Here is a 25,648-nt window from a genome sequence, read left to right on the forward strand (position 1 = left end):
GGGCAGGCTAGGCAGGCACCGCAGCGGCAAGGGGGGCGATCGCGCTCAGGCGTAGTTTTGGATGATCTGCCATTGTTTGTTGCAGATTCCACTCGTTCTTAAACAGTAGAACTGGCCGTCCCCAACTGTCCTTGACGGTAGCGGCATTAAAAATGCGGCCAACCGCTTCAAGGGCTTCCCAACCATCGAGTACCCAACGCGCAACGGTGTAGGGCAGGGGGTCAAGGCGGGTCTCAACACCGTATTCATGCAGCAGGCGAAACTGCACCACTTCAAATTGCAGTTGCCCGACAGCGGCAAGGATGGGTTCTCGTTTCGATTCATCAGTGGAGTACATAATTTGCACGGCGCCCTCTTCCCGCAGTTCATTCACCCCTTTTTGGAAGGATTTGAACTTGGAGGGATTGGGGTTGCGCAGGTAGGCAAAGAGTTCTGGCGAGAAGCAGGGAATGCCCTCATACTCTAATTTTGGGCCGACATACAGGGTGTCGCCAATGGCAAACATCCCCGGATTATTGAGGCCAATGACATCACCAGCATAGGCCGTTTCCAGGGATTCACGACCTTGGGCAAAGAGTTTTTGAGGGCGTGAGAGGCGAATGGTTTTGCCAGTGCGGGCATGGCTTACGGTCATGTCTTTCTCAAATTTGCCGCTACAGACTCGCACAAAGGCCACGCGATCGCGATGTTTGGGATCCATATTGGCCTGCAGCTTAAACACAAAGCCCGTGAACTGCTCTTGGGTGGGATCAATGGGCCCGCGATCGCTCTTGTAGGCCATTGGCGGCAGCGCATAGGTCAAAAAGTGCTCCAGAAACAGACGCACACCAAAGTTGGTCATGGCACTGCCAAAGAAGATGGGGGTCATTTTCCCCTGATGCACCAAATTGAGGTCGAGCTTGGCACCGACACCCTCGAGGAGTTCCAGTTCGTCCTTGAGTTGGTTGTATTCCAGCCGATAGGGCTCGATGTAGGGGGCAATGGCAGGATCCCCAAGGGCAATGACGGTTTCAGCCGCAGCACGGCTACCGTGGGTCGTGCGCTCAAAAAAGTGAAAATTCTGCCGCAGGCGATCGTACACCCCCCGAAAGCGATCGCCCATTCCCAACGGCCAGTTCACCGCATAGGGAATCAGCCCCAGCTCCTGTTCAATTTCGTCAATGAGTTCCAGAGGCTGGCGCCCCGGCCGATCCAGCTTGTTGATGAATGTAAAAATCGGTAAGCCCCGCAGCTGGCACACTTCAAAGAGCTTGCGGGTTTGGGGCTCTAGACCCTTCGCAGCATCCACGAGCATCACTGCATTATCAGCCGCCGCAAGGGTGCGATAGGTATCTTCACTGAAGTCCTGGTGACCAGGGGTATCCAGGAGGTTAATCTGATAGCCTTGATATTCAAGCTGCAGGACCGTGGAGGTAATCGAAATGCCCCGCTGTTGCTCCATGGCCATCCAGTCGGAGGTAGCTTGTCGCTGAGCTCGCCGTGCTTTGACAGCTCCCGCCTCGTGAATGGCGCCACCGTAGAGCAGTAACTTTTCGGTGAGCGTCGTTTTCCCGGCATCTGGGTGGGAGATAATGGCAAAATTACGACGTCGTTTCACCTCTTGGGTGATTTCACGGTGCAAGTCACTGGTCATGGCAGAATCGGTAGGTGTCCTCCTAGTGTAACAGATAGGCTTTAATGACAACCAACAATGATAATAATTCGCCGCTGATTCTGGTGACAGGGGGCGCGGGCTATATCGGTAGTCATACCGCCTTGGCACTCCAGCAGGCCGGCTTTCAAGTGCTTATTTTAGATACGCTGGAGCGGGGACACCGCGACTTGGTGGAGTCGGTCCTCAAAACAGAACTCATTGTTGGCGATATTGGCGATCGCCCCCTCTTAGATTGGCTGTTTCAAACCTATTCTGTGACAGCAGTAATGCATTTTGCTGCCTATATTGAGGTGGGTGAGTCTGTCCGCTATCCCGATCGCTTTTATCAAAATAACGTCCATGGGGCCCTAACCCTCTTACAGGCAATGGTGGCTGCCGAGATTCCCTATCTTATCTTTTCTTCCACAGCAGCAGTCTATGGCTTGCCTCCAGAGGTACCGATTTGCGAAACCTGCCCCTGTGCCCCCATTAATCCCTATGGTCGCTCTAAGTGGATGGTGGAGCAAATAGTTGCCGATATGGGCAGTGCCTACGGCCTCAAGTCCTTAATTTTCCGCTATTTCAATGCAGCGGGTGCGGATCCCCACTCTCGTCTGGGGGAAGATCACCATCCAGAAACCCACCTGATTCCACTCGTCTTGCAGGCAGCCATGGGACAACGCCCCCACATCGCCATTTATGGTACAGACTATCCCACCCTCGATGGCACTTGCATTCGCGACTATATCCACGTCGTGGACTTAAGCCAAGCCCATGTGCTGGGATTAAAGTACCTCTTGAGCGGCGGCAACTCGGAAATTTTGAACTTGGGGAATGCCCAAGGGTTTTCAGTGCGGCAAATTATTGAAACAGCTCAGAGGGTCACAGGTTGTTCGATTCCAGTTATTGAAGGCGATCGCCGAGCAGGAGACCCCGCGATCCTCGTTGCCAATAGCGATCGTGCCCGTCGCATCCTAGGCTGGCAGCCCCAGTACCCCGACATTGAGCAGATCATTCGCCACGCTTGGCAATGGCACCAGCGTCGCCACGGACGTAGCGAAGTCATAATGCCATAGATGCTTACCTAAGTCAAAAAATCTTAAAAAATTCTATGGACTCCAACTCTAGTATTATGGATGGCAAAGCAAGCCGCAGTTAGACTAATTGCCCTTAGACGAATTGAGAAGTCTCCCGCAGCTACAGGCAATTTGCCATAACCAATACCGACGGCCGCACAGCCCAAGCCAAATAAAACTGTCAGTTCAGCCCTCGGGCATTTGGTCGAGTACCCTAGGACGCGCAAAATTGTTCTCATGGCATAGACTAACCAGACAAATTTTCTAGTTACCTTATCATGGCTCTGTGCCTAGGAGTAAGACATCAACCATAAGTTATGATTGATTCATTCCATTAAAGGCTCAAAGGAAAAAGCCCACCCCGAAAGGTAGGCTGACCCATTCCAGGAATTTTTTGTTCTCTCTAGCGGCGCAAGGGCTGCTGAAGAACTGATAGGCCTAAGAGCGCAGCAACGACCTAGAGGCTATTCAAAAAGCCAATCAGACCGTGGCCCGTAATCACTTCCAAGGCTAACAGGGAGATAAACCCAATCATGGCCAGCCGACCATTGAAGAGTTCTGCGTAGGGAGTAAAGCCGGCTTGCGGCTCACTCATCACGTACATTTTGGGTTCGATGGCAAAGTTGTTCATTTTGCCTTGCTCATCAATAATGCTGCCACCTTTCATTTTGATACCCCTTTTGTTACGAAGTGTTTCTTGTTCTTAATATAAGTTAACACTTCTACTGGGGAATGGCAAGAGCTAACGGATTTTCTTAAGATTTGCAGTCTCTTCAGTTGTTCTTGGCCGTCAAAACACCGTTTCAGCACGCCAGTGTGCTAAAGATTGGGGTGGGAATCGCCCCTGGTATTCATGAGCCGCTTCTCTTTCCTCGGTTTTCACCGCTCCAAACGCCAATTACCTCTAGATCACTCGGGCGTAGCGAAGTTTTTGTTGCAACCGCCGCAGTGGTTACGTCTGGCTCTGCGGCTGCGGGGCTCCGTCATTCCGGCCATTCTCTCAGAAGTGCTCTTTTGCGGTGTCTTTGGCACCTTGGTGACGGCGATTGATTTTTACGTGATCAATGTCCACTGGCCAGTTCTGGGCAGTCTGATTCCGTCGATTGTGCTGGGGTTGCTCCTCGTCTTTCGCACCAACACTGCCTATGAGCGCTTCTGGGAAGGCCGCCGCCAGTGGGGCAACATTGTTAATAGTTCCCGCAGCCTAACCCGCTTGATGTGGACCGCCATTGACGAGAATAGTCCCGAGGATCGCCAAGCTAAAATTGATGCTGTTCATTTAGTGGGGGTGTTTGCGATCGCCACCAAGCAACACTTGCGGGGGGAGCCCTTTGCCGAACTGGAACCCCTGCTCAAGCCCCACCAATACAAAGAACTGCAAACCGTACAAAATGTCCCCCTGCGCATTGCCCTTTGGCTTGAGGACTATCTGCACCACCAACACCGCCGAGGGCACCTGTCCTTATATCAACTTACCTACATGGATGAACTCCTTGTGCAACTGGTGGATGCGATGGGCGCCTGTGAGCGCATTCTAAAAACACCGATGCCCCTTGCCTACGCCATTCACCTCAAGCAGTTACTATTTCTCTATTGTTTACTGCTGCCCTTTCAACTGGTGGATAACCTGGCGTGGTGGACGGGGCCAATGGTGGGACTCATGGCGTTTACCCTCTTTGGCGTCGAGGAGATTGGCATCGAAATTGAAAATCCCTTTGGCCGTGACCTCAATGATCTGCCCTTGGATGCCATTTGCCTAACAATGCAGCAAAATATCAATGACCTGATTAGTGCGCCGACTCATCGCCATCGCTCAGCCTAGCCCTTTTCCTCATGAGTTTCTAGGGGTAATTGACCATGACTGCAACTGTGCTTTCCCCTCCGCCAGCAAAGGTTTATTACGAAGTGGTGCATCACTTACCAGGGCGAGTGCGGTTACGGATTCCCCGACTGCAATATGACGATCGCTATGGGCGGCAACTGCAAGCTCTGTTTGTGCAAGAAGAGAGTGTGCAACAGATTCGCCTCAACTTGCCCGCCGCTAGCCTGATTGTCCAGTACAACCCTGAAGCGAATCATCCCCTTCAGCGCTTTGGCCAATTGATTCAGGCCGCAGCAGCTGAGCATCTCCCTCCACTGGCGGGGATCCTACCCATTGATAAGTTGGTGTACTCCCCCTGGAACACCAGCTACTTTATCGAGAAAATGGCGCTATCCACCTTGGCGCTGGCGATCGTGGCGCTGCTGCCGGTACAAACGCCCTTTTACCCGGCCATTGTCGCCACTGTCATTGCGGTTGTGGCACTACCCACCTTCCAAGAAGCCCTAGAGAACCTCGAACATCGCCGTCTCAATGTCACCCAACTGGAATCCCTGTGGACGATTCTGCATACGCTGCAAGGGGAATACATGGCGCCGGTGTTAGCCGCTTTTATGAATCAGCTGGGCGGGGCCCTGCGGGATATGACCGCTCAAGTGGGGGAAAAGCAAGTTTTTGATCCCCTGGATCAACAGCGCACCTATTGGGTAGAGCGGAGCGGCACTCGCCAAAATGTCTCTGTGGGTGAGCTACAGGTGGGCGATCGCGTGATTGTAGCCGCCGGATCTGCTGTGCCTGTGGATGGTACCGTGCTCTGGGGGTCTGCTGTGATTCAGCGGCAGTTTCTCACAGGAGAGTCGGATCTACTGCCCTGTGAGCCTGAGCAAACGGTGCTTGCGTCTTCTCTTGTGGTGCGCGGACAAATTTGCGTGGTTGCCCAAGCCGTCGGTGAGGATACTCAGGTGGGCAAAACACTGCAACTGGCTCGCCAAGCGCCCCAACTGGATACCCGCATTGAAAACTACGCTGAGGAAATCTCCAACCAAGCAATTTTACCTGCGATGGGCGTTGCTGCCATTGTCTATGGTGCTACCCTAGATGCCCATCGGGCGATCGCCCCCCTACAATTGGACTTTGGCTCAGGTATTGGCATTACAATTCCCACTGCGATTTTGGCAGCCCTCACCCATGCTCCCCATGTCGGGGTTTATTTTCGCAATGGCCGCGCCCTTGAACTCCTCTCGCGGGTCAATGTTATTGTTTTTGATAAAACTGGCACGTTGACAGAGGTGAAGGGAACGATTGTGGGGGTCAATCTCCTCAAGCCCGGCCTGAGTGAGCAAACGCTGCTCTATTGGCTGGCCACCGTGGAACAGTCAATCAATCACCCCTTTGCCCTTGCCATCCTTGAATATGCCGCTGAACGCGGGATTGAGGCGGGCACCTATAGTGACTGGGTCTATGAGCCAGGTAAAGGCACCGCAGCAACCGTAGAGGGACAGGAAATTTTGGTGGGCACCCCCCAACTGATGCGCGATCGCCAAGTGCCCATTGATCTCGATGAACTGCGCACCCATGAAGGCGTCCTCTGGAATCGTTCCCTTGCGTGTGTTGCCTGTAACGGTGAACTGGTGGCTCTGGTGTTCTACAGCAACCCCGTACGCTCTGAAGCCGCTAGTGTGATTGCCGCTCTACAACAGCGGGACATTGAGTGCTATATGGTAACGGGAGATCACCACGAAGTCGCCAATGCGGTGGGCTATGCCACTGGCTTTCGCCCCGGTCAAATCTATACGAATATGCTGCCAGAGGACAAAGTCGCACTCCTAGAGAAGTTCAAAAATGGCGGTGAAAAAGTAGTGGCCTACGTAGGGGAAGGCTTCAACGATACGGCAGCAATGGCCTACGCTGATATTTCCATCACCCTTGCTGACGGTAGTGATGCGGCGCGGCAAACTGCAGATCTTGTCTTGATGAACAATAGCCTTGAAGGATTGGTGCAGGCGATCGCCCTCAGTCAAGAGGTGATGAACATTATTAATCAAAATATTGCCCTTGTGGTCATTCCCAATGTCAGTGTCGTTTTAGCGGGGGTCTTTTTGAGCCTGCACCCCGTAATTGCGGTTTTGATTAGCAATGGGGCAACCCTCTTGGCCGAACTGAATAGCCTGCGCATCCTCACGGACTATCGCCCCGTCAAAATTGAGCGCAAGCCCAGTCGTAGCCGCTCCCAAGCAGGGGTTCTGGATATTCCTTGGAAAAAACGTCCTCGCCGCAGTTTTGATCATTTCGGCAGCAAGGTGAGTTCACAATCCCTGAGCAATGGCCACCTCCCCTCAGAAACTTGACCAACAACTTCAGCAGGTCAATCAACGCCTCAAACTGGCGCAGTTGGGTTTGCAAATTGAACAGCGCGGCCAACGCCTCAGCCTACGGGGTACCCTGCCACCCCGGCCGGGCAGCCATCGGCTCCGCCCCCACCAACAGCGTTTAAGTCTAGGGTTACCCGCCACCCCCAGCGGTCTTAAAGCAGCAGAGAAGGCAGCCAAAATTATTGCTGCCAAATTACTCGAAAACACCTTTCGCTGGCAGGACTATGAACGGGTCAAGGGGCTAGGGCGTCTTGGGGAGTTATCCTTGGGGGAGCAAATTGCCGCCTTTGAAACTGCATGGTTAGCTCAGGGGAATCTCAGTCGTACGACATGGGAAACCGCCTATCTCCCCTATCTGCGGCAGTTACTCAAAGCCGCGGCCGCCCATCCCGACTATTCGTTAGCAGAATTGATCTATGGCCTGTTGCAACAAATCCCTGCTGATCAGCGACAACGACAGGTGGCCTGTACCGCCTTTCAAGGGTTTTGTCGGTTCCTGGGGGTGGCGTTACCGATTCCCCTTGCTCAGTTTTGGGGCACCTATTCACGGCGATCGCTCCAACCACGGGAGTTACCCAGTGATGAGGAGATTCTAGCCGCCTATCAACAGATTCCCAATCCCCAGTGGCGGTATGTCTATGGCTTGATGGCCACCTATGGCCTGCGCAATCATGAAGTGTTTTTCTGCGATTTGAGTGGCCTTGTCACCGGAGACCCGCAAGGAATGATTGAGGTGCAGGAAACCACAAAAACTGGCTGCCATCAAGTGTGGCCCTTTCCTCCCCAGTGGGTTGAGGTCTTTGGATTGCGATCGCCCCAGTTGCCAAGGATCAATACGGATTTAACCAAAACCACACTGCAGCGCATTGGCCAACGGGTCAATCAACAATTTCGCCGCTACGGCCTGCCCTTTCGTCCCTATGACTTGCGCCATGCTTGGGCGGTGCGCACAATTCACTATGGCTTACCCGATACCGTTGCCGCACGGATGATGGGACACAGTGTGGCGATTCATACCCAAACCTATCACCGCTGGCTGACCCTACGGGATCAACGGCAGGCAGTGACTCGTGTCCTTACTCAATGCGAATACTCTTGAAGTCACTGGGGGGGGGACTGGGGGGCTGATAGTCGCCGTACTGCTTGAGCCAGTCACTCACCGGCTTTTGATCGAGGCTCAACCCCAACAATCCAGAGACAAAGCCCCCCATAAAGGCAACGGGTTTTTGGCTTAACTCTTTAACAAGGGGCGCTAATTCGCTCAAGAACATAGGCTATCTGGCAATATCAGCACAGGTTTCCTCACTGATTGTAGCTTAGGCACAGAGGAACGCACCTAAAATTTGGCACGGACAACAAATTCATAATCGCCCCCCGGCTCCAATTGATAATCTTGGGCTTCCAGAAATCGGCCCAAGGGTTCTTTGATCAGGGCACGTCCAAGGACGGGGGAGATTTGCAGTTTTTTGGCCTTAAATTGCCAACAAAATTCCCACTGGTACTCGCTAGCGCAGACGTGGCCACGAATGTGACCCTCTTGCCAACTTTGGGCAATGATGCGGACATAGGCAGTGGTTTGGGGTAGGGGGTGGCTAGCCACAATTCAACTCGGTCAACGCAATTGGGTGACGATTTGATTATTGATGAGACGCTCTTGGGTGAGCAAGTCATCAACGGTGACCCGCAGTTGGCGATCGCCATCTACTTGCAAGAGGACACGAATGCGATCGCTCCCCGGATAGCCGGGAGGATCCAATCTTGCGAGGGTTTTGCCCTGGGGGGTGTCGTTGAGGGGCTGCACTGTCCGTTCACTCACACTACGGGTAATCAGGCGATCGCCATCAAAAAAGATCTCCACGCCCCCTTGTTCATCCCCCAGTTCACCAATCACCAGTTCAATACTAGGCTGGCCCTCCGTCGAGGCACCTAAAATCAATTCCACGGGTTCAGCCATGGGGTAGGGCTGTCCCCGCTGAATAATTGGGTGCCAGCCATGACGGTTGAGCTTGGCATCCCAAAAGCGAATACCGTAGCTGTGGTAAAGGAAATCCTTGAGCTCTAGCCCTTGGGTCACCGCTAGGGCACCCATGGCCACTGCCGTAAAGGGATGCTGGCCACTGATCTTGGCAGGGTCAAAATACTCGGCAACCCATTTTTGCACCGCTGGCATTTGCGTGGTTCCCCCCACCAGGAGAACTGCATCAATTGTGTCGGGAGTAATCCCTTGGCGGCGGGCCTGTTGTAGTACTTGAGTGAGGGCATTATCGAGGCGTTGGAAAAACTGCTGTTGCCGGAGAATCTCCTCCAGTTCAGGCCGCTCAAGGCGCAGTTCAAGGGTGGTGAATGTTTCGCTGTCAAAGTACACCTGTTGGGCGTAGGGCTGCTGCGAGAGTTGAATTTTTAAGCGTTCAGCAAGGCGCAGCAGCAGACTATTGGCAGGCAACCCGCGCTTCACCCACTCATCGACAATCCAGTGATCAATATCCGTGCCCCCTAAATTCAATCCTGCCTTAGCAATCACCCGGGCGGTGCGGGGGCGTTGGTTGTCGCTAGCGGCCCACTGGCGATCGCCCCACTTGAGAATAAATCCCAAGGGACTGCTTTGCCGTTGATTGGTCTTGAGTTCCACAAGGGAGAGATCGAGGGTACCCCCGCCAAAATCAATCACCAAAATCAGCGGGCGATCGGCCACCCCATAGCCCAAAGCCGCAGCCGTGGGTTCATCCAAGAGGCGAATTTGCTGAAGGGCCAACCTCTCACACACCTGCCACAGCCAACGGCGATAGGTCTCAAAACTATCTACGGGCACCGTGAAAATCAGCCCCTGCTCGATGTCGCCGCCGCCAGTGGGTTTCAGTTCTTGCACCAGGGCTTGCAAAAACCAGGTGCCAATGGTTTCAAAGCTCAAGGAACAGCCATCTAACTCTGGTAAATAGCCCTGTACCGTGGTGCCAATGCCGCGCTTAAATCGCGAGAAAAATCGGCGATCGCCCACCACATCAAGCCCGCGATCGCGCACCTGCTGCCCCACCACCACCAGAGGCACACTGGCATCCTCCACATAGACCAAGCTGGGGACAAGGGCAGGCACCTCACCAAAGCCCACCGAGCGTCCAGGGAGCGTTACCGCTTCGGCAGCTTGAGCGGCAGAATTCCACCGCGCCACCAACGTATTACTGGTTCCAAAATCAATTGCGTAGGTCACCGTTTGAACACATCAACAACATTCTTTAATCCTTACCTTAGCGAGATTTTCTCCCCCTGAGATCCTGAGAGTATGTCACAATAAGAAAGCGATCGCGAAAAGATTTAGGTGATTTTGGGAATGGCGAGCCAAACAGGTGTACTACTTCTCAATTTAGGGGGGCCCGATCGCCCCGAGGATGTCCGCCCTTTTTTGTACAACCTGTTCTCCGATCCCGAAATCATTCGCCTCCCCTTTCGTTGGCTCCAAAAGCCTCTTGCGTGGTTTATTTCCACCAGTCGGGCCCGTCGCTCTCAGGCAAACTATGCCCAAATTGGTGGCGGCTCCCCCCTGCGGCGCATTACCGAACAGCAAGCCCGTGCCCTGAAAGACGCCTTAGGAGGCATTGGCATTGAGGCTAACTTGTACATTGGGATGCGCTACTGGCACCCCTTTACGGAGGAGGCGATCGCCCAAATCAAAGCGGATCAAATTCGCGAGCTGGTGATTTTGCCCCTTTATCCTCAGTTTTCCATTAGCACAAGTGGTTCCAGTTTTCGCCTCCTAGAGAGCCTATGGAATCAAGACCCTGAATTGCAAAAAATTCGCTATACGCTGATCCCCTCTTGGTACAACCACCCCGGTTATGTGCTCGCCATGGCGGACTTGATTCGCCAAGAACTGGATCGGTGTCCCAACCCCGATGAGGCGGTAGTTTTCTTTAGTGCCCACGGCGTTCCCAAAAGCTATGTCAGCGAAGCCGGCGATCCCTACCAAGAGGAAATTGAAGCCTGCGTCAGGCTGATCATGGCTGCCCTCAATCGCCCCAATGCCCATGTGCTGGCCTACCAAAGTCGGGTGGGGCCGGTCGAGTGGCTGCAACCCTACACCGAAGATGTCATTCTCGAATTGGCAGCCCAAGGGGTGAAAACCCTGGTTGTGGTGCCCATTAGCTTCGTTTCAGAGCACATTGAAACTCTCCAAGAAATTGACATCGAGTACCGCGAGATTGCTGAAGAAGCCGGCATTGAAGTGTTTCGGCGAGTGCCCGCCCTCAACGATCACAATGGTTTTATTAGCGCCCTTGCCCAACTGGTGAAGGATGCCCTAGCAGCACCACCGCGCACCTTTGCTGAGGTAAACAAGTCCCGCAAGCGGGTGAAGCTTTATCCCCAGGAGCGCTGGGAATGGGGCATGACCTCCGCCGCCGAACGCTGGAATGGTCGCTTGGCCATGTTGGGTTTTCTGGCGTTGATGATTGAACTCATCAGTGGTCAAGGCCCCTTACATATGCTGGGGCTATTGTGAGCAATGTCGCCTGCCTGAGAGGGGGAATCTTAAAATTTTCGATACAATAGACCTAGTGCCATTGAGAAAGGCTATAGTTGTGTCTGAAGCGCCCAAGCCAGAATTTGACAAACAAAAGTTCCTCTTCCCCATCAGTTCCTACCGCGGCCCATTTACGCCCCAAAATTTGGCCTTTAATGCCAATTTGCAGGAATTTGCCCAACGGGTAAACTACATTTGTGGCTTGGAAACCGGTGGAAAAATCACTAGCGATGAGGCCTACAATCAAATCAAGGCCCTCTGGAAACAACTAAAGAAATCCCGAGAATTGCTCTTTGCCAGTCTTCCGCCTGAGGAGGAGGGGAATAGTTCAGATGTTGATTGATATTGATTGATGAGTTCCGATGGCTCCCTTGACACCGACAACGCTACTGTTAAGCTTGAGTACTGCTCCCTTTCTGGTGGCTTTGTGCCTAGGACAGGGATTATGGCAGATGGGGTTATGCTTGAGTGCAGCCAGTACGGAGATTCTACGGGGCGATCGCCTGCCCTTGGTGACACAGGATGAAACTTGAGTCCTAGGGATAAAAAGCAACCTGCGGTAAGCCCATCGTCTCTGGCCAACCCATCATCAAATTCAAACACTGCACCGCCTGGGAGGCTTGGCCCTTCATGAGGTTATCAATGGCAGACATGACAATCACGCGGCCGGTGCGCTCATCCACTTCAATGCCAATAAAGCAGGCATTGGTGCCCCAGGCCCATTTGGTTTGGGGATAGAGGCCGGGGGGCAGGATATTGACCCAAGGGGAATGGCGATAAAAGGCTTGGTAGATAGTGATCAAATCTTCACGTACCAGACCCGGATCCCGCAGGGTGGCATAGACAGTGGCCAAAATCCCCCGAGGCATGGGCACGAGGTGGGGTGTAAACTGCACGAGAACACTTTGGCCAGCCAAATCACTACAAATGGCTTCAATTTCTGGGGTGTGGCGGTGACGCGCAACATTGTAAGGGGCAAGGGAATTGTCAGCTTCTGCAAGGAGGAGATTGATTTTGCCCTGACGCCCGCCGCCAGAGGTACCGGACTTGGCATCAATAATTGCCGTATTTGGTTCAATCAGCCCTTGCTTCATTAAAGGTGCCAGTGCCAGCAAACTAGCGGTGGGGTAACACCCCGGACAACCAATGAGGGCACTTTGGCGAATGCGATCGCGATAGAGTTCTGGTAAGCCATAGACCGCCTTTTGGGCCGTAGCCTGATCTGCCCTGGGTTCACCGTACCACTGGGTGTAGGTTTTCAAATCCTGAAAGCGATAGTCTGCCGATAGATCCAGCACTTTACAGCCCTGCTCAAGGAGTTGCGGGACAAGCTTACAAGCAATGCCATTGGGCAGCGAGAGAAACACCACTTGGGCGCGATCGCGAATGACCTCCACGGATACGGGCTCCACCGTGAGATTCACCCGCCCCTGCAAGTGGGGATATAACTCCGTGTAGGGGCGACCGGCACTGCCTTCACCACCGAGATAAACAATCTCCACTTGGGGGTGCTCAAGGAGTAAGCGCACCAGTTGGACGCCCCCATAGCCTGAGGCACCCACAATCCCCACCGTCACGCGATCGCCCATAGTTCCTCGTCTTTGCTGCGGTTGTTTGCTGAGCCACTGCGATAGTGCCATCGAATCCCTGATTTCGCCAAGGGGGTAAACTGCGCTCAGGAAGTTAAGAATTATTACAAAGCTCCCCCTATGCTTCTTGCCTCAACCCTTGAATTGCCTTGGCTAGGACAGGCTACAATAACGACGAGTCACCTGTGGGGAATTGGGAACTGATGACATCGCCAATTGACTGGGACTATTTAGCTACCCTTTCGGGGGGCGATCGCGAGTTTGAGTTGGAACTGCTACAAACCTTTGTCGAGGATGCCCAGCAACGCCTAGCGGCTTTGGCAGAAGCTGTGAACCAAGGGAACGTGGATCAAATCAAGCGAGAGGCCCATCACCTCAAGGGAGCCAGTGGCAATGTCGGTATTAGCGCCATGCAAGCAGTCGCAGCCCAACTAGAACAGTCCACTACCACAGAGACCCTAGGGCAGGCCAAAGCGCTCATAGAGGAGCTGCAGCGCCTCTTTAACACCGTGGTCAGCGAAGTCTCTGCCTAGCCCCCATGTCCATTTTGCCGCCCGATAGCCTGGAGACTGCCCTGAGTCAAGCCCAGCAGGCCACCCAAGCGGCGCTCCAAGAGGGTAAAAACCGCCTGCAAATCGAGATTCTGCTTCCTGATCTCAATCCCATGGGCTTGGCGGCTGGCTACCTGCCCCTGTTTGCCGAAATGGGCAGTGATCTTAAGGTCTTTTTTGCCGATGCTGGCTCTGCGGCTCTTGCTCGTCGTGAATGGGGTGAAACCCCCTATAGGGTGCGGGGGGTTAATGAACTTCTGACACCCATTGAAGCGAGCGATCGCGCCATTGTGATTGTTGCCCCTACCCCTGTGGAGGTCACGGCAATTGAGCAGATGTGTCTGACTGCGGGCGATCGCCCCTTTATTCTCTTGAACCCACGGCTACAGGATGTGGCCACCGTGGGCATTGGCTACGCCGGTCGCCGGTTGCGGGAACGATTTTTGAACACTCTCGAACCCTGCTATTATCTGCGTCCCCTCGCAGAAACCATTATTCTCTGGCGCTGTTATCCCCAACCGTGGCAAATTTGGCAATACAGTGAAGCAGCCCCCACGTGCTTAGCAGAATTTGCGCAACGCCCCAGTAGCGAGGACATTGAGCGTGCCCTCACCCCCCAAGGTCAACCCCGTGGTCAGGGAATCTTTAGTCGCTTGGCTGCCTTTTTACGAGCACTTCAGAACTAGACACCCTCTAAGGGGTAGCCGGTTCAGTGTTACTCGTTGGCGGAGGTGATCCCTCCGGCGTTGTGTCTGTCGGTGCTGGCGAGGGCGCAGGTGCCGGTGGAGATGGTTCAACGGCGGCGGGGGGGCGACGGGCGGCTCTGCGCTCTTTGGGGGCTTTGGGGGGGTGGGAGATAGGGATGGAGGAGGAGTTGGCGTTAACCCTGGCGACACTTCCTCAGGACTCGGACTGGGGGTGGGAGTTTCCGTCTGCTCTGGGGTGGGCGTCGGTTCCGTGGGGGTGGGTTCCGGCTCTGGGGTCGGTGTCGGAGTGGGGCGGGGCGTCATCTCTACGGGTGGTACAACAGTCGGCAGGGTTGGTGGAAATGCCTGTTCCTGAGGATGCGGGGGAGGAGGAGTCACTGTGTCCACGCGTTGATGGCGCAAAAATAGCCCTAGGCCAATGCCCGCTAGGCTGCCAAAGATTGCCGTTCCCAACAGCCACAGCCACGGCGAAAAATTGCGTTGTCTAGGGGAAGCAACGACTGCTGTCCCCTCTGGTTGAGTATTGGCAAAAACAGTGGATCGGTGCTGCGGCATTACCGCCACCGTTGCTGTGGTTTGACGCGCCACAGACTGCCCCATCAGCAGTTGTAACCAGGCCCGCACCGTTTGGGGACGCTCACGGACATCCAAAGCCATTCCCACTTCAATAGCATCAATGGTGCGCTGGCTTAGATTGGGCTGAAACTGGCGTAAGTCCTCGAGCGGCACGCGATCGCGCAGGATCGAGGCCACAGGCGGGCGTCCGGCCAAAAGGGCATAGAGGGTTGCCGCAAGAGCATAGACATCAGTGGCGGGCGTCCATTGGTGGCGCGGTAAATACTGCTCCACTGGCGCATAACCTGCTGAGACCAGCCCCGTATTTGTTTCCGTCACCCCAGTGGTGTATTCACGGGCAATGCCAAAGTCAATCAGCACCACCTGATCGGTGCCCTCCCGCAGCATAATGTTATCGGGCTTGACATCGCGGTGCAGTAGGCCATGCTCATGCACCAATTCAAGGGCACTGGCCACTTGGCGGATATAGTGGAGCGCCGTTTTTTCCGGCAGCGGGCCTTCCTCCTGAATCACCTGCGCCAATGTTCGGCCGGGGATATAGTCCATAACAATGAAGGGGCGACCCCCCTCAATAAAGCAATCACTGACACGCACAATGTGGGGATGATTAAACTGGGCAAGACGCTGGGCTTCCTGAATAAACCGCTCCCCCAGATCATGAATCCGCTTTGGGGGTTCCTGCTGCAAGTTCAATGTTTTGAGCACCACCGTCTGATGGAGTAGGGTGTGGGTTGCGCGATAGGTGACCCCAAAGCCCCCCTGGCTCAAAAGGGCATCGAGGCGATATTTGCCCCCTTGGAGGATTGTGCCCACACTAAGTAAACTAAGGGAGGACATAGGTACCTTAGGGACGCAATGGAGCAGACGGAGCAGTGGTTGACAGCGAGGCTGACCGTTGACTGAGAATCACCAAGCGATAGCCCAAATATGCAGGTAAGGTTGCCATCATCATCAAGAGTATCACGGACAACAAAGATTCCCATTCAAACCGCGGTCCATAGTAACTACGGTAAGGGTCATATTTAGGAGTCGGCTTAATTTTTTCCCTGAGTGCCATGGGTCGCCTAAAGCGCAGGCGGCGATCGTCCAGCTTTTCAAATAAAATCCAGCCCCCCTGGGCTTCCTCCTGGCAGACTTTGCGCAGGACATCGGGATTGTGAAATTGGTTGCGGCGCGATCGCAGGATTTTGAATTCCCAACCCGCCAACTTGGGGGACGCTTGATGGGGTTCTTCTTTAGAGGGGTAGGTGGTCAACTGTTCCTCTTCTTCATCGCATTGTTGACTGAGTTGCTTTTGCCAGCCCCACCACTGATAGTAAAGCAGTGCTGACACACCGAGGCTACCACTCATCAGGGACAATAGCAGCACTTCAGCCATAGCGAACAGGAGCAAGAGTCTGTTGGGGGATCATACTTAGAGGGTAAAAGGTTATCTTCCCCTCAGGCGCGATCGTCTCCCTCGCCGCGGCGGACAAAGTGGCAAATGCCCCGTTCTGAGGCACTGATAAAATCGCAAAACTCTTGAATGAGAGGATGCACAAACTGTTCCCGCAGGTGCTGAACGGCTTGGGAGGTGGTCAATTGTGAGCGGTAGAGAATATCTAAGGCTTTTTTGAGGAGCTGTCGGTCTTGGGCAGAAAAGCCGGCTCGCCGTAAGCCCACCACATTTAAGCCCATGATTGTGTTGGTGCTGAGGCTACGGGTCATACAAAAGGGGGGCACATCTTTTTGAATGGCAGTACCGCCAGAAAGCATGGCCAAGCGACCAATGCGGGTAAATTGATGCACCAGGCAGTTGCCGCTGATAAAAGCGCGATCGCCCACATGGGCATAGCCAGCAATCAACGTATTGTTGGCGATTGTCACATGATTCCCCACATAAACATTGTGACCCAAGTGGCTATGGGCCATCAGCAAGCAATCATGCCCTACATGGGTGACTGTTTCTGGCTGGGTTCCCCGATGAATCGTCACTCCCTCCCGCAACGTACAGCGATCGCCAATGTGGACATAGCTAATTCCCCCTTGATAAGCCAGATCTTGGGGCAGATCGCCAATCACCGCCCCACTATGTACTTTGCAGTTCTCGCCAAGGCGGGTATATCCCAATAGGGTCACATGGGGAGCCAACTGCGTACCGCGTCCAATCTCCACCGTGGCCGCCACATAGCAAAAAGGACCAATTTCCACCTCTTCTCCAATGTGGGCACCCGCCTCAATGACTGCCGTGGGATGAACCGCCATGACATTCCTGCACGATTGGCTAAAGATTCTTAACATAAAAGAGATTAAGCGATTTTGATCCCCGATGACGAACGACCTGCGGCACTATCTCCAGCTTTTAGAACAGCGGCAACAACTGCGACGCATCACCGTACCCGTTGATCCTGATCTGGAAATGGCCGAGATTTGCAATCGGCTATTGGCCGCAGGCGGGCCGGCCTTGCTCTTTGAAAACGTCATTGGTTCCCCCTATCCCGTGGCGATGAATCTTTTGGGAACCCTAGAGCGGGTCTGCTGGGCAATGAACATGGATCACCCCTTAGAGCTAGAGACCCTTGGTGAAAAGCTAGCGAAGCTGCAGCAGCCCAAGCCGCCGAAAACCCTGAGTCAAGTCCTTGATTTTGGCAAAATTCTCTTTGATGTTGTTCGTGCCAAGCCGAGCCGTGATTTGCTGCCCCCCTGTCAGCAGGTGGTGATCAAAGCTCCCGATTTGGATTTACGCCAACTACCGCTGATTCGCCCCTACCCCAAGGATGCGGGCAAAATTATTACCCTTGGTCTGGTGATTACCAAAGACTGTGAGACCGGCATTCCCAATGTAGGCATTTACCGCTTGCAACTGCAATCCCCAACCACCATGACCGTCCATTGGCTCTCGGTGCGGGGAGGGGCACGCCATCTGCGCAAGGCAGCTGCCCAGGGCAAAAAACTAGAGGTGGCGGTAGCCTTGGGGGTTCATCCTTTGATTATCATGGCCGCGGCAACACCAATTCCCGTGGATTTATCCGAATGGCTCTTTGCGGGTCTCTATGGTGGGGGTGGTATTCAGTTGGCCAAGTGCAAAACCCTTGATCTAGAGGTACCTGCCCAGTCGGAATTTATCCTTGAGGGCACGATTACCCCTGGTGAAGTCTTGCCCGATGGCCCCTGTGGCGATCACATGGGGTACTACGGTGGTGTGGAAGATTCGCCAGTTATTCATTTCCACTGCCTCACCCATCGTCGCAATCCCATTTACTTGACTACATTTAGTGGTCGCCCCCCCAAGGAGGAGGCAATGATTGCCTTAGCCCTCAACCGCATTTACACACCCATTTTGCGGCAGCAGGTACCGGAAATTGTGGACTTCTTTTTGCCCATGGAAGCCCTCAGTTATAAGGCGGCGATTATTTCCATTGACAAAGCTTATCCTGGCCAAGCCCGGCGCGCCGCCCTTGCCTTTTGGAGTGCCCTACCCCAATTTACCTACACCAAGTTTGTGATTGTGGTGGACAAAGAGATCAATATCCGTGATCCGCGGCAAGTGGTGTGGGCCATTAGCTCCAAGGTGGATCCCAGCCGTGATGTCTTTATTTTGGAAGATACTCCCTTTGATTCCCTTGACTTTGCTAGCGAAAAAATCGGCCTTGGGGGACGCATGGGCATTGATGCCACTACCAAAATTCCCCCAGAAACAGACCATCCTTGGGGCGATCCCCTCACCGCGGATCCGGGGGTGGCACGGCGAGTCACGGAACGCTGGCAGGAATATGGTCTTGGGGATATTGATTTAACCGCCGTAGATGCAACGCAGTTTGGCTATGAGCTAGACCCGGCCTTTCGTTGGCGATAAGTGCAACAACCGCGTTCATAAAACGCGTTCATAAAAGATGACAAATAGACAAGTAGAGATGGGGTAGAATGCTTGTCCGCCAAAAGTTGATCACTGTTTAGGGGACTGGCCGCGATAGGCTAAAAGATAGGCTCACTAATCTACCGCTACTGTCTGGATACTTGGGATGGGTCGCACCTACCGCACCATTGGCATTAACCTCAAGGCCATGCCTCTGGGGGAAAGCGATCGCCTGCTCAGTGTCTTTAGTCGCGATCGCGGGCTGCTGAAGTTAGTTGCCCCCCATAGCCGCAGCTCCCGCTCGAGACTGGGGGGACGGGTGGATTTGTTTGTTGTCAATGACCTCTTTATTAGCGCCGGCCGCAATCTAGACCGCATTCTTCAAGCAGAGACAGTAGCCACATACCAAGGCCTCAATAACCACTTGATCACGCTGACCGCTGCCCAATATCTCGGTGAGGTGGTGCTCTACCAAATCCATCCCCAGCAACCCCAGCCGGATCTCTTTGATTGGCTCTGTGCCACGTTGGATCAGCTTCAGGGGGCTTCGAGTCGCGCTGCCCTGGCGCTATTGGTGCGCGGCCTGTGCGGCATCCTGCAATTGGAGGGTATTGCCCCGGAATGGTACCAGTGCCAGGAAAGTGGCTGCAAAATTGCCATCCCTACAGCGGATACCGACTGGCGATTGGGTTTTAGTTTTGCCAGTGGCGGCGTTTTCACGATCAGGGCGGATCAGACAGTGGGGAATGGGTCTCTTGGTGGTGCGGGGGGCGATCGCCAACTGACAGCCAGTGAAGTCCGTCTGGGGCAATGGCTTGCGATGCCCACCACGCAATTCTTAGCACGGGAGGAATTCCTCGCCCAAGCCGAGGCTTATCCCTTCAGTGTTTGGCTCTCCCTGGAGCGGCTGTTGCGCCAGTACCTGCAATTTCATCTGGAGCAACCGTTGCGGGTGCCCCCCTCCTTGATAGTTGTTTTTCACCTGTTGGGGTGTCCCAGCCATGACCATTGAGCAGCAAGACATTCCCTTGGAGTTGCCCCTACCACCGGTGCCGCCCCTCTGGCAAAACCGCAATTTTATTGCTCTTTGGCTGGCACAGGTCTGCTCGCAGTTGGCCGATAAAATTTACCTTGTATTTGTCATTGCTCTGATTACGGAGTTTTTCCAAGCGGCAAACCAGAGCATCAGTGGTTGGGTGTCGGCGATCATGATTGCCTTTACGATTCCGGCCATCCTCCTTGGATCCGTGGCGGGGGTGCTGGTGGATCGCTGGTCAAAAAAACAGGTGCTCATTGTTACGAATTTATACCGTGCCCTCCTTGTTTTAGGGATTCCGATCACAATTCTCCTTGGCGCCGGGCAGTGGTTTGGGTTTATGGCGCTGTTGCTGATCACGTTTACAATTTCCTGCTTAACCCAGTTTTTTGCCCCCGCCGAACAGGCCGCCATTCCTCTGCTGGTGGATAAGTCCCATCTGATGTCCGCCAATTCCCTCTACACGCTAACGATGATGGCGGCTCTTGTTGTGGGGTTTGCTGCGGGTGAGCCGCTTTTGCATCTGGCGAGCCACTGGCATGCCCGGTGGGGTGGGGCAGTGTTTTTAGCGCCTGCTATGGTGGGGCAGCCCTTCTATTGATGCTGCTGCGGCCACCGGATCAGTGTCATCTGCCCCCGAGTCGCCCTCGGCAAGTGTGGCAAGAACTCCGCCAAGGCCTTCAGCTTTTACAGGAATATCCCGCCCTGCGTTTTGCGCTGCTGCAACTCATTTTGCTCTTTGCCAGTGTGGCCGCCATGTCCGTTTTGGTGGTGCGCCTTGCGGAAATCTTACCTGGCCTCGATACGGCTCAATTCGGTTTTCTGTTGGCCGCAGCGGCCGGCGGACTCGGGCTAGGGGCACTGCTGTTGAATACCGTGGGTAAGCGCTTTGCCTATGGCTGGTCAAGTTTGCTAGGCTGTTGGGGAATGGGAGGCATGTTCCTTGGTCTGTCTCTGAGTCTCGATTCCTTGGCTTGGAGCATCGCCTACGTCGTGGGGTTGGGCTTTTTTGCCGCCTTTGTGGCAATTCCCCTGCAAACCCTCATCCAACTCATGACACCACCCGAACAGCGAGGCACTATCTTTGGCCTGCAAAATAACCTGGTGAATATTGCCCTCAGTGTGCCCTTGGGCGTGGCTGGTTTAGCGGAGACATGGTGGGGGCTGCAACCGGTACTCATCGGCTTGGGGGGGGCGATCGCCCTTGGTGGGACGCTGATGACCCTCAGCCATCGCAACGGTATGGTGAGCGGCAACCTGCTCTAAAAGTTCCATAAAAAATCTTAAATCCTTTCATCTTGACGTTTTTTGCGCTACGCTGTACAGTCAATTGACGCTTTTGCTGGCGTAACTTACCATGTCACCCGCCTTCCCCTCATCCTCTACGACCTCTTCTAGTCCTGTGATCGCCCTCAAGGAAATGGTGTCGCGGTTACAGCGGGAAAACAGCAAAATTCAGGAGCTATTGGCATCCCTGAGCTTTGCGCTGCGGAGTTTCAATAATCTGAATCAATTTTTTGAACTGATCCCGCTGATTACCTGTCGGGTAACGGAGGCGGAGGCAGCTGCATTGGTCCTATTTCGCGCCGATGGCCAAGCCCGTCTTGAACAGCTCCATTGTCACGCCAGCGATCAGTGCCCCAATATTCGTGCTGCCCTAGAAACCGCCACCCGTACCCTTGCCAATAGCGTTGGTATGGCTGCAATCGATGCCGGGAGCGATCGTCCTCGACTTGAGCAGCTTTTAGATCAGCAACTGCGGGAACGTCTTCCCCAAGGCATTCAGTTCTACGCCACCGCCATTCTCGTCAAGGATTCCAGACTCACAGAGCGGGGACGGTTATACGTTTTTAGCCAACAACCGGACTATGGGTGGAATGAAACGCGACAGCAACTGTTGCAGGTGATTGCGGATCAAACGGCGGTGGCCATTGCCAATGATGAATTGGCCTTAAAGTTGCGCGATCGCCAGCGCTTGGATCGGGAACTGGAAATTGGTGCTGAAATTCAACGGCGACTTTTGCCCCACCGCTGTCCCAAAATCCACAGCCTAGAGCTAGCCGCCGAGTGTCGCACCGCCAGTTGGGTTGGGGGAGACTATTACGACTTCATTCCCATTACCTATGGCCTTAGCGATCAACAAGAGATTGAACAAGGCCGTTGGGGCATTGCCATTGGCGATGTCATGGGTAAAGGGGTACCCGCCGGACTGATCATGACCATGACCCGTGGCATGCTGCGGGCAGAAGCGCTGAATGGTCACCGTCCCAGCCGCATTTTGCAGCACCTCAACCGGGCGATGCAGCCGGATTTAGAAAGCTCCCACCGCTTTGTGACCCTCTTTTACTCTGAGTACAACCCGCAAACCCGGATTCTTGCCTACAGTAATGCTGCCCACCTGCCCCCCCTCCTATGGCGGGCTGAAACCGGGATGATCCATCGGCTGGACACCTACGGTATGCTCATTGGCTTGGATCCCCGCAGTCAATACCAAGAAGCCGAAGTACGCCTCCAAGCAGGGGACACCGTGATTTACTACACTGATGGCATCACAGAAGCCGATAATCCCAAGGGCAAACGCTTTGAGGAAGAAGGGCTAGCAGCGGTTGTCAAGGAAGGCTGCGCCAAAGGTTTAGGGGCACAGGCACTATTGGACTATATCTTTGATGCCGTTGATGCCTTTACCAATACCAAGGGCCGACGCAGCGACGATATGACGTTGGTGATTCTGCGGGTGATTGACCAGTAGGCCACACCGCAACCCTGGCCCTGGGGATTGTCAGTTGCCCCCTCCGCTCCTGTAACAGAGAGCCCTCCCAAGGTCATGGCAATCAAATCAATAAAAGCGGTTAAGATAACCGCAGGTATGTACGAGGTGGCGATGCGCTACTTTGTTGAGGTCAGCTTCCGTTGTGATGATGATGCCATTTGGGACACCCTAACCCGTTACCTTGGCTTTGTGGTTGCCGAAACCCTTGACCAGGCTATGACACTGCATCATTTTTTTGAGATGCATCCAGTGGTGTCTGGCGTGGAAACCTTTGTCCAATCCAGCGAAAGCCAACCCTATCTGCTGCTGACCACCTATCCAGAGCGCATCAGCAAGGCCAATGTTCAACGCAGTCGTTTTCAGGAGGCGCTGGCAATTCTTGGCGAACAGAGTTCTGGGCTGGCGGAATGGCTCTTTATGGAGACTACGGGGGATGAGTATTAAGCGCTCTACTCCACGATAGGGAAAACTATAAAATATAAAGTCCCCTTGGAGCACACCACAGGAAGTTGTGACGTTGCTATGTCCAACGATCGCCCGCTGATGCATTCTGAGACTGAATCCCCTGCCCTGCGCTTAGGACGTAACCCCGGTTTGCAGGTGCGCCACGATGAGGTGGAGCGATCGCTGTTGACGCCGATGCTTCAGCACTATGCTGAACTCAAGGACGCCTATCCCCAAGCCCTGCTTCTCTATCGGGTGGGGGATTTCTACGAAACCTTTTTTCAGGATGCCTGCACGGTGGCCCGCGAATTGGAACTGGTGCTCACCGGCAAAGAGGGTGGCAAAGAAGTGGGACGGGTGGCCATGGCCGGCATTCCCCACCATGCCCTTGAACGCTATTGCCGCACCCTCATTGAAAAGGGCTATGCCATTGCCATCTGCGATCAAGTGGAAGACCCTGCCCAAGCCCAAGGATTGGTGAAGCGGCAAGTGACCCAAGTCTTTACACCGGGAACGGTTTTAGATACAGAGCTGCTTCAACCGCGCCGCAATAATTTTTTAGCTGCTGTTCTACTTTCTGGCAACCATTGGGGGTTGGCCTATGCCGATGTCTCGACGGGGGAGTTTTGTACCACCCAAGGGAGCGATCGCGCCGATCTAGTGGCAGAACTCAACCGCTTGCAACCGGCAGAAATCCTCCTGCCCACCGAAGCGCCGGACATTAATCGCCTCTTGCGCCCCGGCGAAGGCAAGGATCAATTGCCCCCGGAATTGCCGCCCCAGTGGTGCTACACGCTGCGATCGCCCCAAGATTTTCAGGCAGCGGAAGCGCGGCAACGCCTGTGTCAACGTTTTCAGGTGAAATCCCTGGAAGGCTTTGGCTGTGAACATCTGCCCCTTGCCATGCGCGCCGCTGGGGGACTGTTGGCCTATTTGGATGAAACCCACCGCCAGCAGCCTGTTCCCCTGCAAAACCTCAGCACCTATTTCCTGCAACAGTATCTTTTTCTGGATCCGCAGACTCGCCGCAATCTGGAACTCACCCAAACCGTTCGCGACGGCAGTTTTCAAGGCTCACTCCTGTGGGCGATCGATCGCACCACAACCGCCATGGGGGGACGCCTGCTCCGCCGTTGGCTGCTGCAACCCCTCCTTGATATTGAGCAGATTACGGCTCGCCAGGAGGCGATTGCTGAGTTGATAGCCAACAGTAGCCTGCGCCAGAGTCTACATCGCCATCTTCAGGAAATTTATGACCTTGAACGCTTGGCCGGTCGGGCGGGATCAGGGACTGCCAACGCGCGGGATTTGGCAGCGCTGCGGGACTCCTTTCGCACCTTAGTCTCTTTGGCAGCGGTGGTTGCGAACACGACCTCTCCCTATCTGCAAGCGCTGGCTCAACTGCCACCGGTTATTGAGCAATTGGCGGACACCCTCAGTGCGGCCCTGGTAGATCACCCCCCCATTAGTCTCAGCGAAGGGGGAATTCTACGCCCCGGTGCCTATCCCGAACTGGATCAGCAGCGCCAGCAAATCGAGCAGGATCAACAGTGGCTTCTCAATCTGGAAGCCCAAGAGCGACAGCGCACGGGCATTAGTACACTGAAAGTGGGCTACACCAAAGTCTTTGGCTATTACCTCAGTGTCTCCCGCGCCAAGCTGAGCCAAGTGCCCGATGACTACATCCGCAAGCAAACCCTCGCCAATGAGGAACGCTTTATTACGGCTGAGCTCAAGGAACGGGAAGCACGGCTATTGGCGGCTCAAAGCCATCTTTTTGAACTGGAGTACCAATACTTTGTCCAGTTGCGCGAGCAGGTGGCCGCTCAGGCCTCAACGATTCGTGAGATTGCAGCAGCAGTAGCAGCGGTGGATGCCCTTTTGGGGTTAGCCGAGGTGGCGGTGTATCAGGGCTATTGCCGACCGCAAATGACCCGCGATCGCCAGCTTTGCATTCGCGGTGGCCGTCACCCCGTTGTGGAGCAAACGTTACCGGCCGGCTTTTTGTTCCCAACGATACCCAACTGGGGACAGAGGCAGATTTAATGGTGCTGACGGGTCCCAATGCCAGCGGCAAAAGTTGCTATCTGCGGCAGGTGGGTCTGATTCAACTGCTGGCGCAAATGGGCAGTTATGTGCCCGCTACTAGTGCCACCTTGGGCATCTGCGATCGCATTTTTACCCGCGTGGGTGCCGTTGATGATCTCGCCACTGGCCAATCCACCTTTATGGTGGAGATGAATGAAACCGCGAACATCCTCAACCATGCGGGCGATCGCTCCCTTGTGCTCTTGGATGAAATTGGCCGCGGCACCGCCACCTTCGATGGCCTCGCGATTGCGTGGTCAGTGGCAGAATATCTGGCGACCACCCTCAAATCCCGCACTATTTTTGCCACCCACTACCACGAACTCAATCAACTGGCAACGCTCCTGCCCAATGTGGCCAACTATCAAGTTGTCGTCAAAGAACTCCCCAACGAGATTATTTTTCTACACCAAGTGAAGCCCGGTGGTGCCGATCGCTCCTACGGCATTGAAGCCGGACGCCTTGCCGGCTTACCTCCAGTCGTGATTCAACGCGCCCGCGAAGTGATGTGCCAAATCGAGAAGCACAGCAGAATTACCGTGGGACTGCGCAAAAGCCCAATGAGTGACCCCCCAACCGCCCCTGAGATCAATCAGGGGGAGCTGCCCTTTTAATTCCTTAGCTAGAATAGAGATTGTA

The 25,648-nt window shown here is 54.3% G+C and carries 24 protein-coding genes and 1 pseudogene; 16 read left to right on the plus strand and 9 right to left on the minus strand.

What is annotated here, in order from left to right:
* Window positions 1-7 precede the first annotated feature (7 nt).
* Complete coding sequence (locus tag NK55_RS07785) at window positions 8-1,633, minus strand: peptide chain release factor 3 (protein WP_024125210.1); 1,626 nt, start codon at window positions 1,631-1,633, stop codon at window positions 8-10.
* A 44-nt stretch (window positions 1,634-1,677) separates the two neighbouring features.
* Between NK55_RS07785 and galE the strand changes: the two genes are divergently transcribed.
* Window positions 1,678-2,709, plus strand: coding sequence for a UDP-glucose 4-epimerase GalE (gene galE / locus NK55_RS07790; RefSeq protein ID WP_024125211.1), 1,032 nt, complete (start codon window positions 1,678-1,680; stop codon window positions 2,707-2,709).
* Window positions 2,710-3,166: 457 nt separating this feature from the next.
* Here galE and NK55_RS07795 read toward each other — a convergent pair whose 3' ends face one another.
* The gene (locus tag NK55_RS07795) at window positions 3,167-3,376 is read right to left on the minus strand and encodes a chlorophyll a/b-binding protein (RefSeq protein WP_024125212.1); all 210 of its coding nucleotides are present in this window, start codon (window positions 3,374-3,376) and stop codon (window positions 3,167-3,169) included.
* A gap of 186 nt (window positions 3,377-3,562) precedes the next feature.
* Here NK55_RS07795 and NK55_RS07800 point away from each other — a divergent pair, with 186 nt between their 5' ends.
* From NK55_RS07800 to NK55_RS13515, 3 genes are read left to right on the plus strand one after another with little or no spacing between them, the layout of a single operon-like run.
* Complete coding sequence (locus NK55_RS07800; protein WP_157869693.1) at window positions 3,563-4,531, plus strand: bestrophin family protein; 969 nt, start codon at window positions 3,563-3,565, stop codon at window positions 4,529-4,531.
* Window positions 4,532-4,566: 35 nt separating this feature from the next.
* A complete protein-coding gene (locus NK55_RS07805; RefSeq protein WP_024125214.1) occupies window positions 4,567-6,876 on the plus strand; it encodes a heavy metal translocating P-type ATPase in 2,310 nt (769 codons plus the stop codon).
* Entirely contained in the window at window positions 6,851-7,999 is a 1,149-nt protein-coding gene (locus NK55_RS13515; protein ID WP_024125215.1) for a site-specific integrase, read from the plus strand. The genes NK55_RS07805 and NK55_RS13515 overlap by 26 nt, the downstream gene beginning before the upstream one ends.
* Here the strand turns inward: NK55_RS13515 and NK55_RS07815 are convergent.
* From NK55_RS07815 to NK55_RS07825, 3 genes are all read right to left on the minus strand, one after another.
* Complete coding sequence (locus tag NK55_RS07815) at window positions 7,977-8,171, minus strand: hypothetical protein (protein ID WP_024125216.1); 195 nt, start codon at window positions 8,169-8,171, stop codon at window positions 7,977-7,979. The two genes, NK55_RS13515 and NK55_RS07815, sit on opposite strands and share 23 nt — an antisense overlap.
* Before the next feature lie 65 nt (window positions 8,172-8,236).
* Window positions 8,237-8,500 (minus strand): DUF3146 family protein, encoded by a 264-nt coding sequence (locus tag NK55_RS07820; RefSeq protein ID WP_024125217.1) that lies wholly within the window; start codon window positions 8,498-8,500, stop codon window positions 8,237-8,239.
* Between the two features lie 12 nt (window positions 8,501-8,512).
* Window positions 8,513-10,105: an Hsp70 family protein gene (locus tag NK55_RS07825; RefSeq protein WP_024125218.1), complete on the minus strand. Its 1,593-nt coding sequence runs from the start codon at window positions 10,103-10,105 to the stop codon at window positions 8,513-8,515.
* A 120-nt stretch (window positions 10,106-10,225) separates the two neighbouring features.
* On the opposite strand from NK55_RS07825, the gene hemH reads away from it, so the two are divergent.
* From hemH to NK55_RS13695, 3 genes are all read left to right on the plus strand, one after another.
* Window positions 10,226-11,392, plus strand: a complete 1,167-nt coding sequence (gene hemH, locus NK55_RS07830) for a ferrochelatase (protein WP_041429144.1) — start codon at window positions 10,226-10,228, stop codon at window positions 11,390-11,392.
* A gap of 79 nt (window positions 11,393-11,471) precedes the next feature.
* On the plus strand, window positions 11,472-11,756 hold the full coding sequence (locus NK55_RS07835; RefSeq protein ID WP_024125220.1) for a hypothetical protein: 285 nt from the start codon (window positions 11,472-11,474) through the stop codon (window positions 11,754-11,756).
* Between the two features lie 19 nt (window positions 11,757-11,775).
* Window positions 11,776-11,946 (plus strand): hypothetical protein, encoded by a 171-nt coding sequence (locus tag NK55_RS13695; RefSeq protein ID WP_024125221.1) that lies wholly within the window; start codon window positions 11,776-11,778, stop codon window positions 11,944-11,946.
* A gap of 3 nt (window positions 11,947-11,949) precedes the next feature.
* On the opposite strand, the gene argC is transcribed toward NK55_RS13695, so the two are convergent.
* Complete coding sequence (gene argC, locus NK55_RS07840) at window positions 11,950-13,002, minus strand: N-acetyl-gamma-glutamyl-phosphate reductase (RefSeq protein ID WP_041429146.1); 1,053 nt, start codon at window positions 13,000-13,002, stop codon at window positions 11,950-11,952.
* Window positions 13,003-13,205: 203 nt separating this feature from the next.
* On the opposite strand from argC, the gene NK55_RS07845 reads away from it, so the two are divergent.
* Complete coding sequence (locus NK55_RS07845; RefSeq protein WP_024125223.1) at window positions 13,206-13,535, plus strand: Hpt domain-containing protein; 330 nt, start codon at window positions 13,206-13,208, stop codon at window positions 13,533-13,535.
* A 5-nt stretch (window positions 13,536-13,540) separates the two neighbouring features.
* On the plus strand, window positions 13,541-14,239 hold the full coding sequence (locus NK55_RS07850; RefSeq protein ID WP_024125224.1) for a DUF1995 family protein: 699 nt from the start codon (window positions 13,541-13,543) through the stop codon (window positions 14,237-14,239).
* On the opposite strand, the gene NK55_RS12915 is transcribed toward NK55_RS07850, so the two are convergent.
* From NK55_RS12915 to lpxA, 3 genes are all read right to left on the minus strand, one after another.
* Window positions 14,219-15,673 carry a serine/threonine-protein kinase gene (locus NK55_RS12915; RefSeq protein ID WP_024125225.1) on the minus strand — a complete coding sequence of 485 codons (1,455 nt, stop codon included), beginning with the start codon at window positions 15,671-15,673 and terminating at the stop codon, window positions 14,219-14,221. The genes NK55_RS07850 and NK55_RS12915 overlap by 21 nt on opposite strands.
* Window positions 15,674-15,680: 7 nt before the next feature.
* The gene (locus NK55_RS07860; protein ID WP_024125226.1) at window positions 15,681-16,214 is read right to left on the minus strand and encodes a hypothetical protein; all 534 of its coding nucleotides are present in this window, start codon (window positions 16,212-16,214) and stop codon (window positions 15,681-15,683) included.
* Window positions 16,215-16,276: 62 nt separating this feature from the next.
* The gene (gene lpxA / locus NK55_RS07865) at window positions 16,277-17,080 is read right to left on the minus strand and encodes an acyl-ACP--UDP-N-acetylglucosamine O-acyltransferase (RefSeq protein WP_024125227.1); all 804 of its coding nucleotides are present in this window, start codon (window positions 17,078-17,080) and stop codon (window positions 16,277-16,279) included.
* Window positions 17,081-17,144: 64 nt separating this feature from the next.
* Here lpxA and NK55_RS07870 point away from each other — a divergent pair, with 64 nt between their 5' ends.
* The 7 genes and pseudogenes from NK55_RS07870 (at window position 17,145) to mutS (ending at window position 25,623) form a co-directional block, all read left to right on the plus strand.
* Window positions 17,145-18,671, plus strand: coding sequence for a UbiD family decarboxylase (locus NK55_RS07870; protein ID WP_024125228.1), 1,527 nt, complete (start codon window positions 17,145-17,147; stop codon window positions 18,669-18,671).
* A gap of 166 nt (window positions 18,672-18,837) precedes the next feature.
* Window positions 18,838-19,683 (plus strand): DNA repair protein RecO, encoded by an 846-nt coding sequence (gene recO, locus NK55_RS07875; RefSeq protein WP_024125229.1) that lies wholly within the window; start codon window positions 18,838-18,840, stop codon window positions 19,681-19,683.
* Window positions 19,673-20,308: an MFS transporter gene (locus NK55_RS13520; RefSeq protein WP_051372823.1), complete on the plus strand. Its 636-nt coding sequence runs from the start codon at window positions 19,673-19,675 to the stop codon at window positions 20,306-20,308. The genes recO and NK55_RS13520 overlap by 11 nt, the downstream gene beginning before the upstream one ends.
* Window positions 20,254-20,973, plus strand: a complete 720-nt coding sequence (locus NK55_RS13525) for an MFS transporter (protein WP_162147179.1) — start codon at window positions 20,254-20,256, stop codon at window positions 20,971-20,973. The genes NK55_RS13520 and NK55_RS13525 overlap by 55 nt, the downstream gene beginning before the upstream one ends.
* A 91-nt stretch (window positions 20,974-21,064) precedes the next feature.
* The gene (locus tag NK55_RS07885) at window positions 21,065-22,456 is read left to right on the plus strand and encodes a PP2C family protein-serine/threonine phosphatase (protein WP_041429149.1); all 1,392 of its coding nucleotides are present in this window, start codon (window positions 21,065-21,067) and stop codon (window positions 22,454-22,456) included.
* Between the two features lie 75 nt (window positions 22,457-22,531).
* Window positions 22,532-22,921 carry a hypothetical protein gene (locus NK55_RS07890; RefSeq protein WP_162147180.1) on the plus strand — a complete coding sequence of 130 codons (390 nt, stop codon included), beginning with the start codon at window positions 22,532-22,534 and terminating at the stop codon, window positions 22,919-22,921.
* Between the two features lie 99 nt (window positions 22,922-23,020).
* A pseudogene (gene mutS / locus NK55_RS07895) lies at window positions 23,021-25,623 on the plus strand (DNA mismatch repair protein MutS).
* Window positions 25,624-25,648: the final 25 nt, after the last annotated feature.

The organism is Thermosynechococcus sp. NK55a (assembly GCF_000505665.1).
Lineage (GTDB): Bacteria > Cyanobacteriota > Cyanobacteriia > Thermosynechococcales > Thermosynechococcaceae > Thermosynechococcus.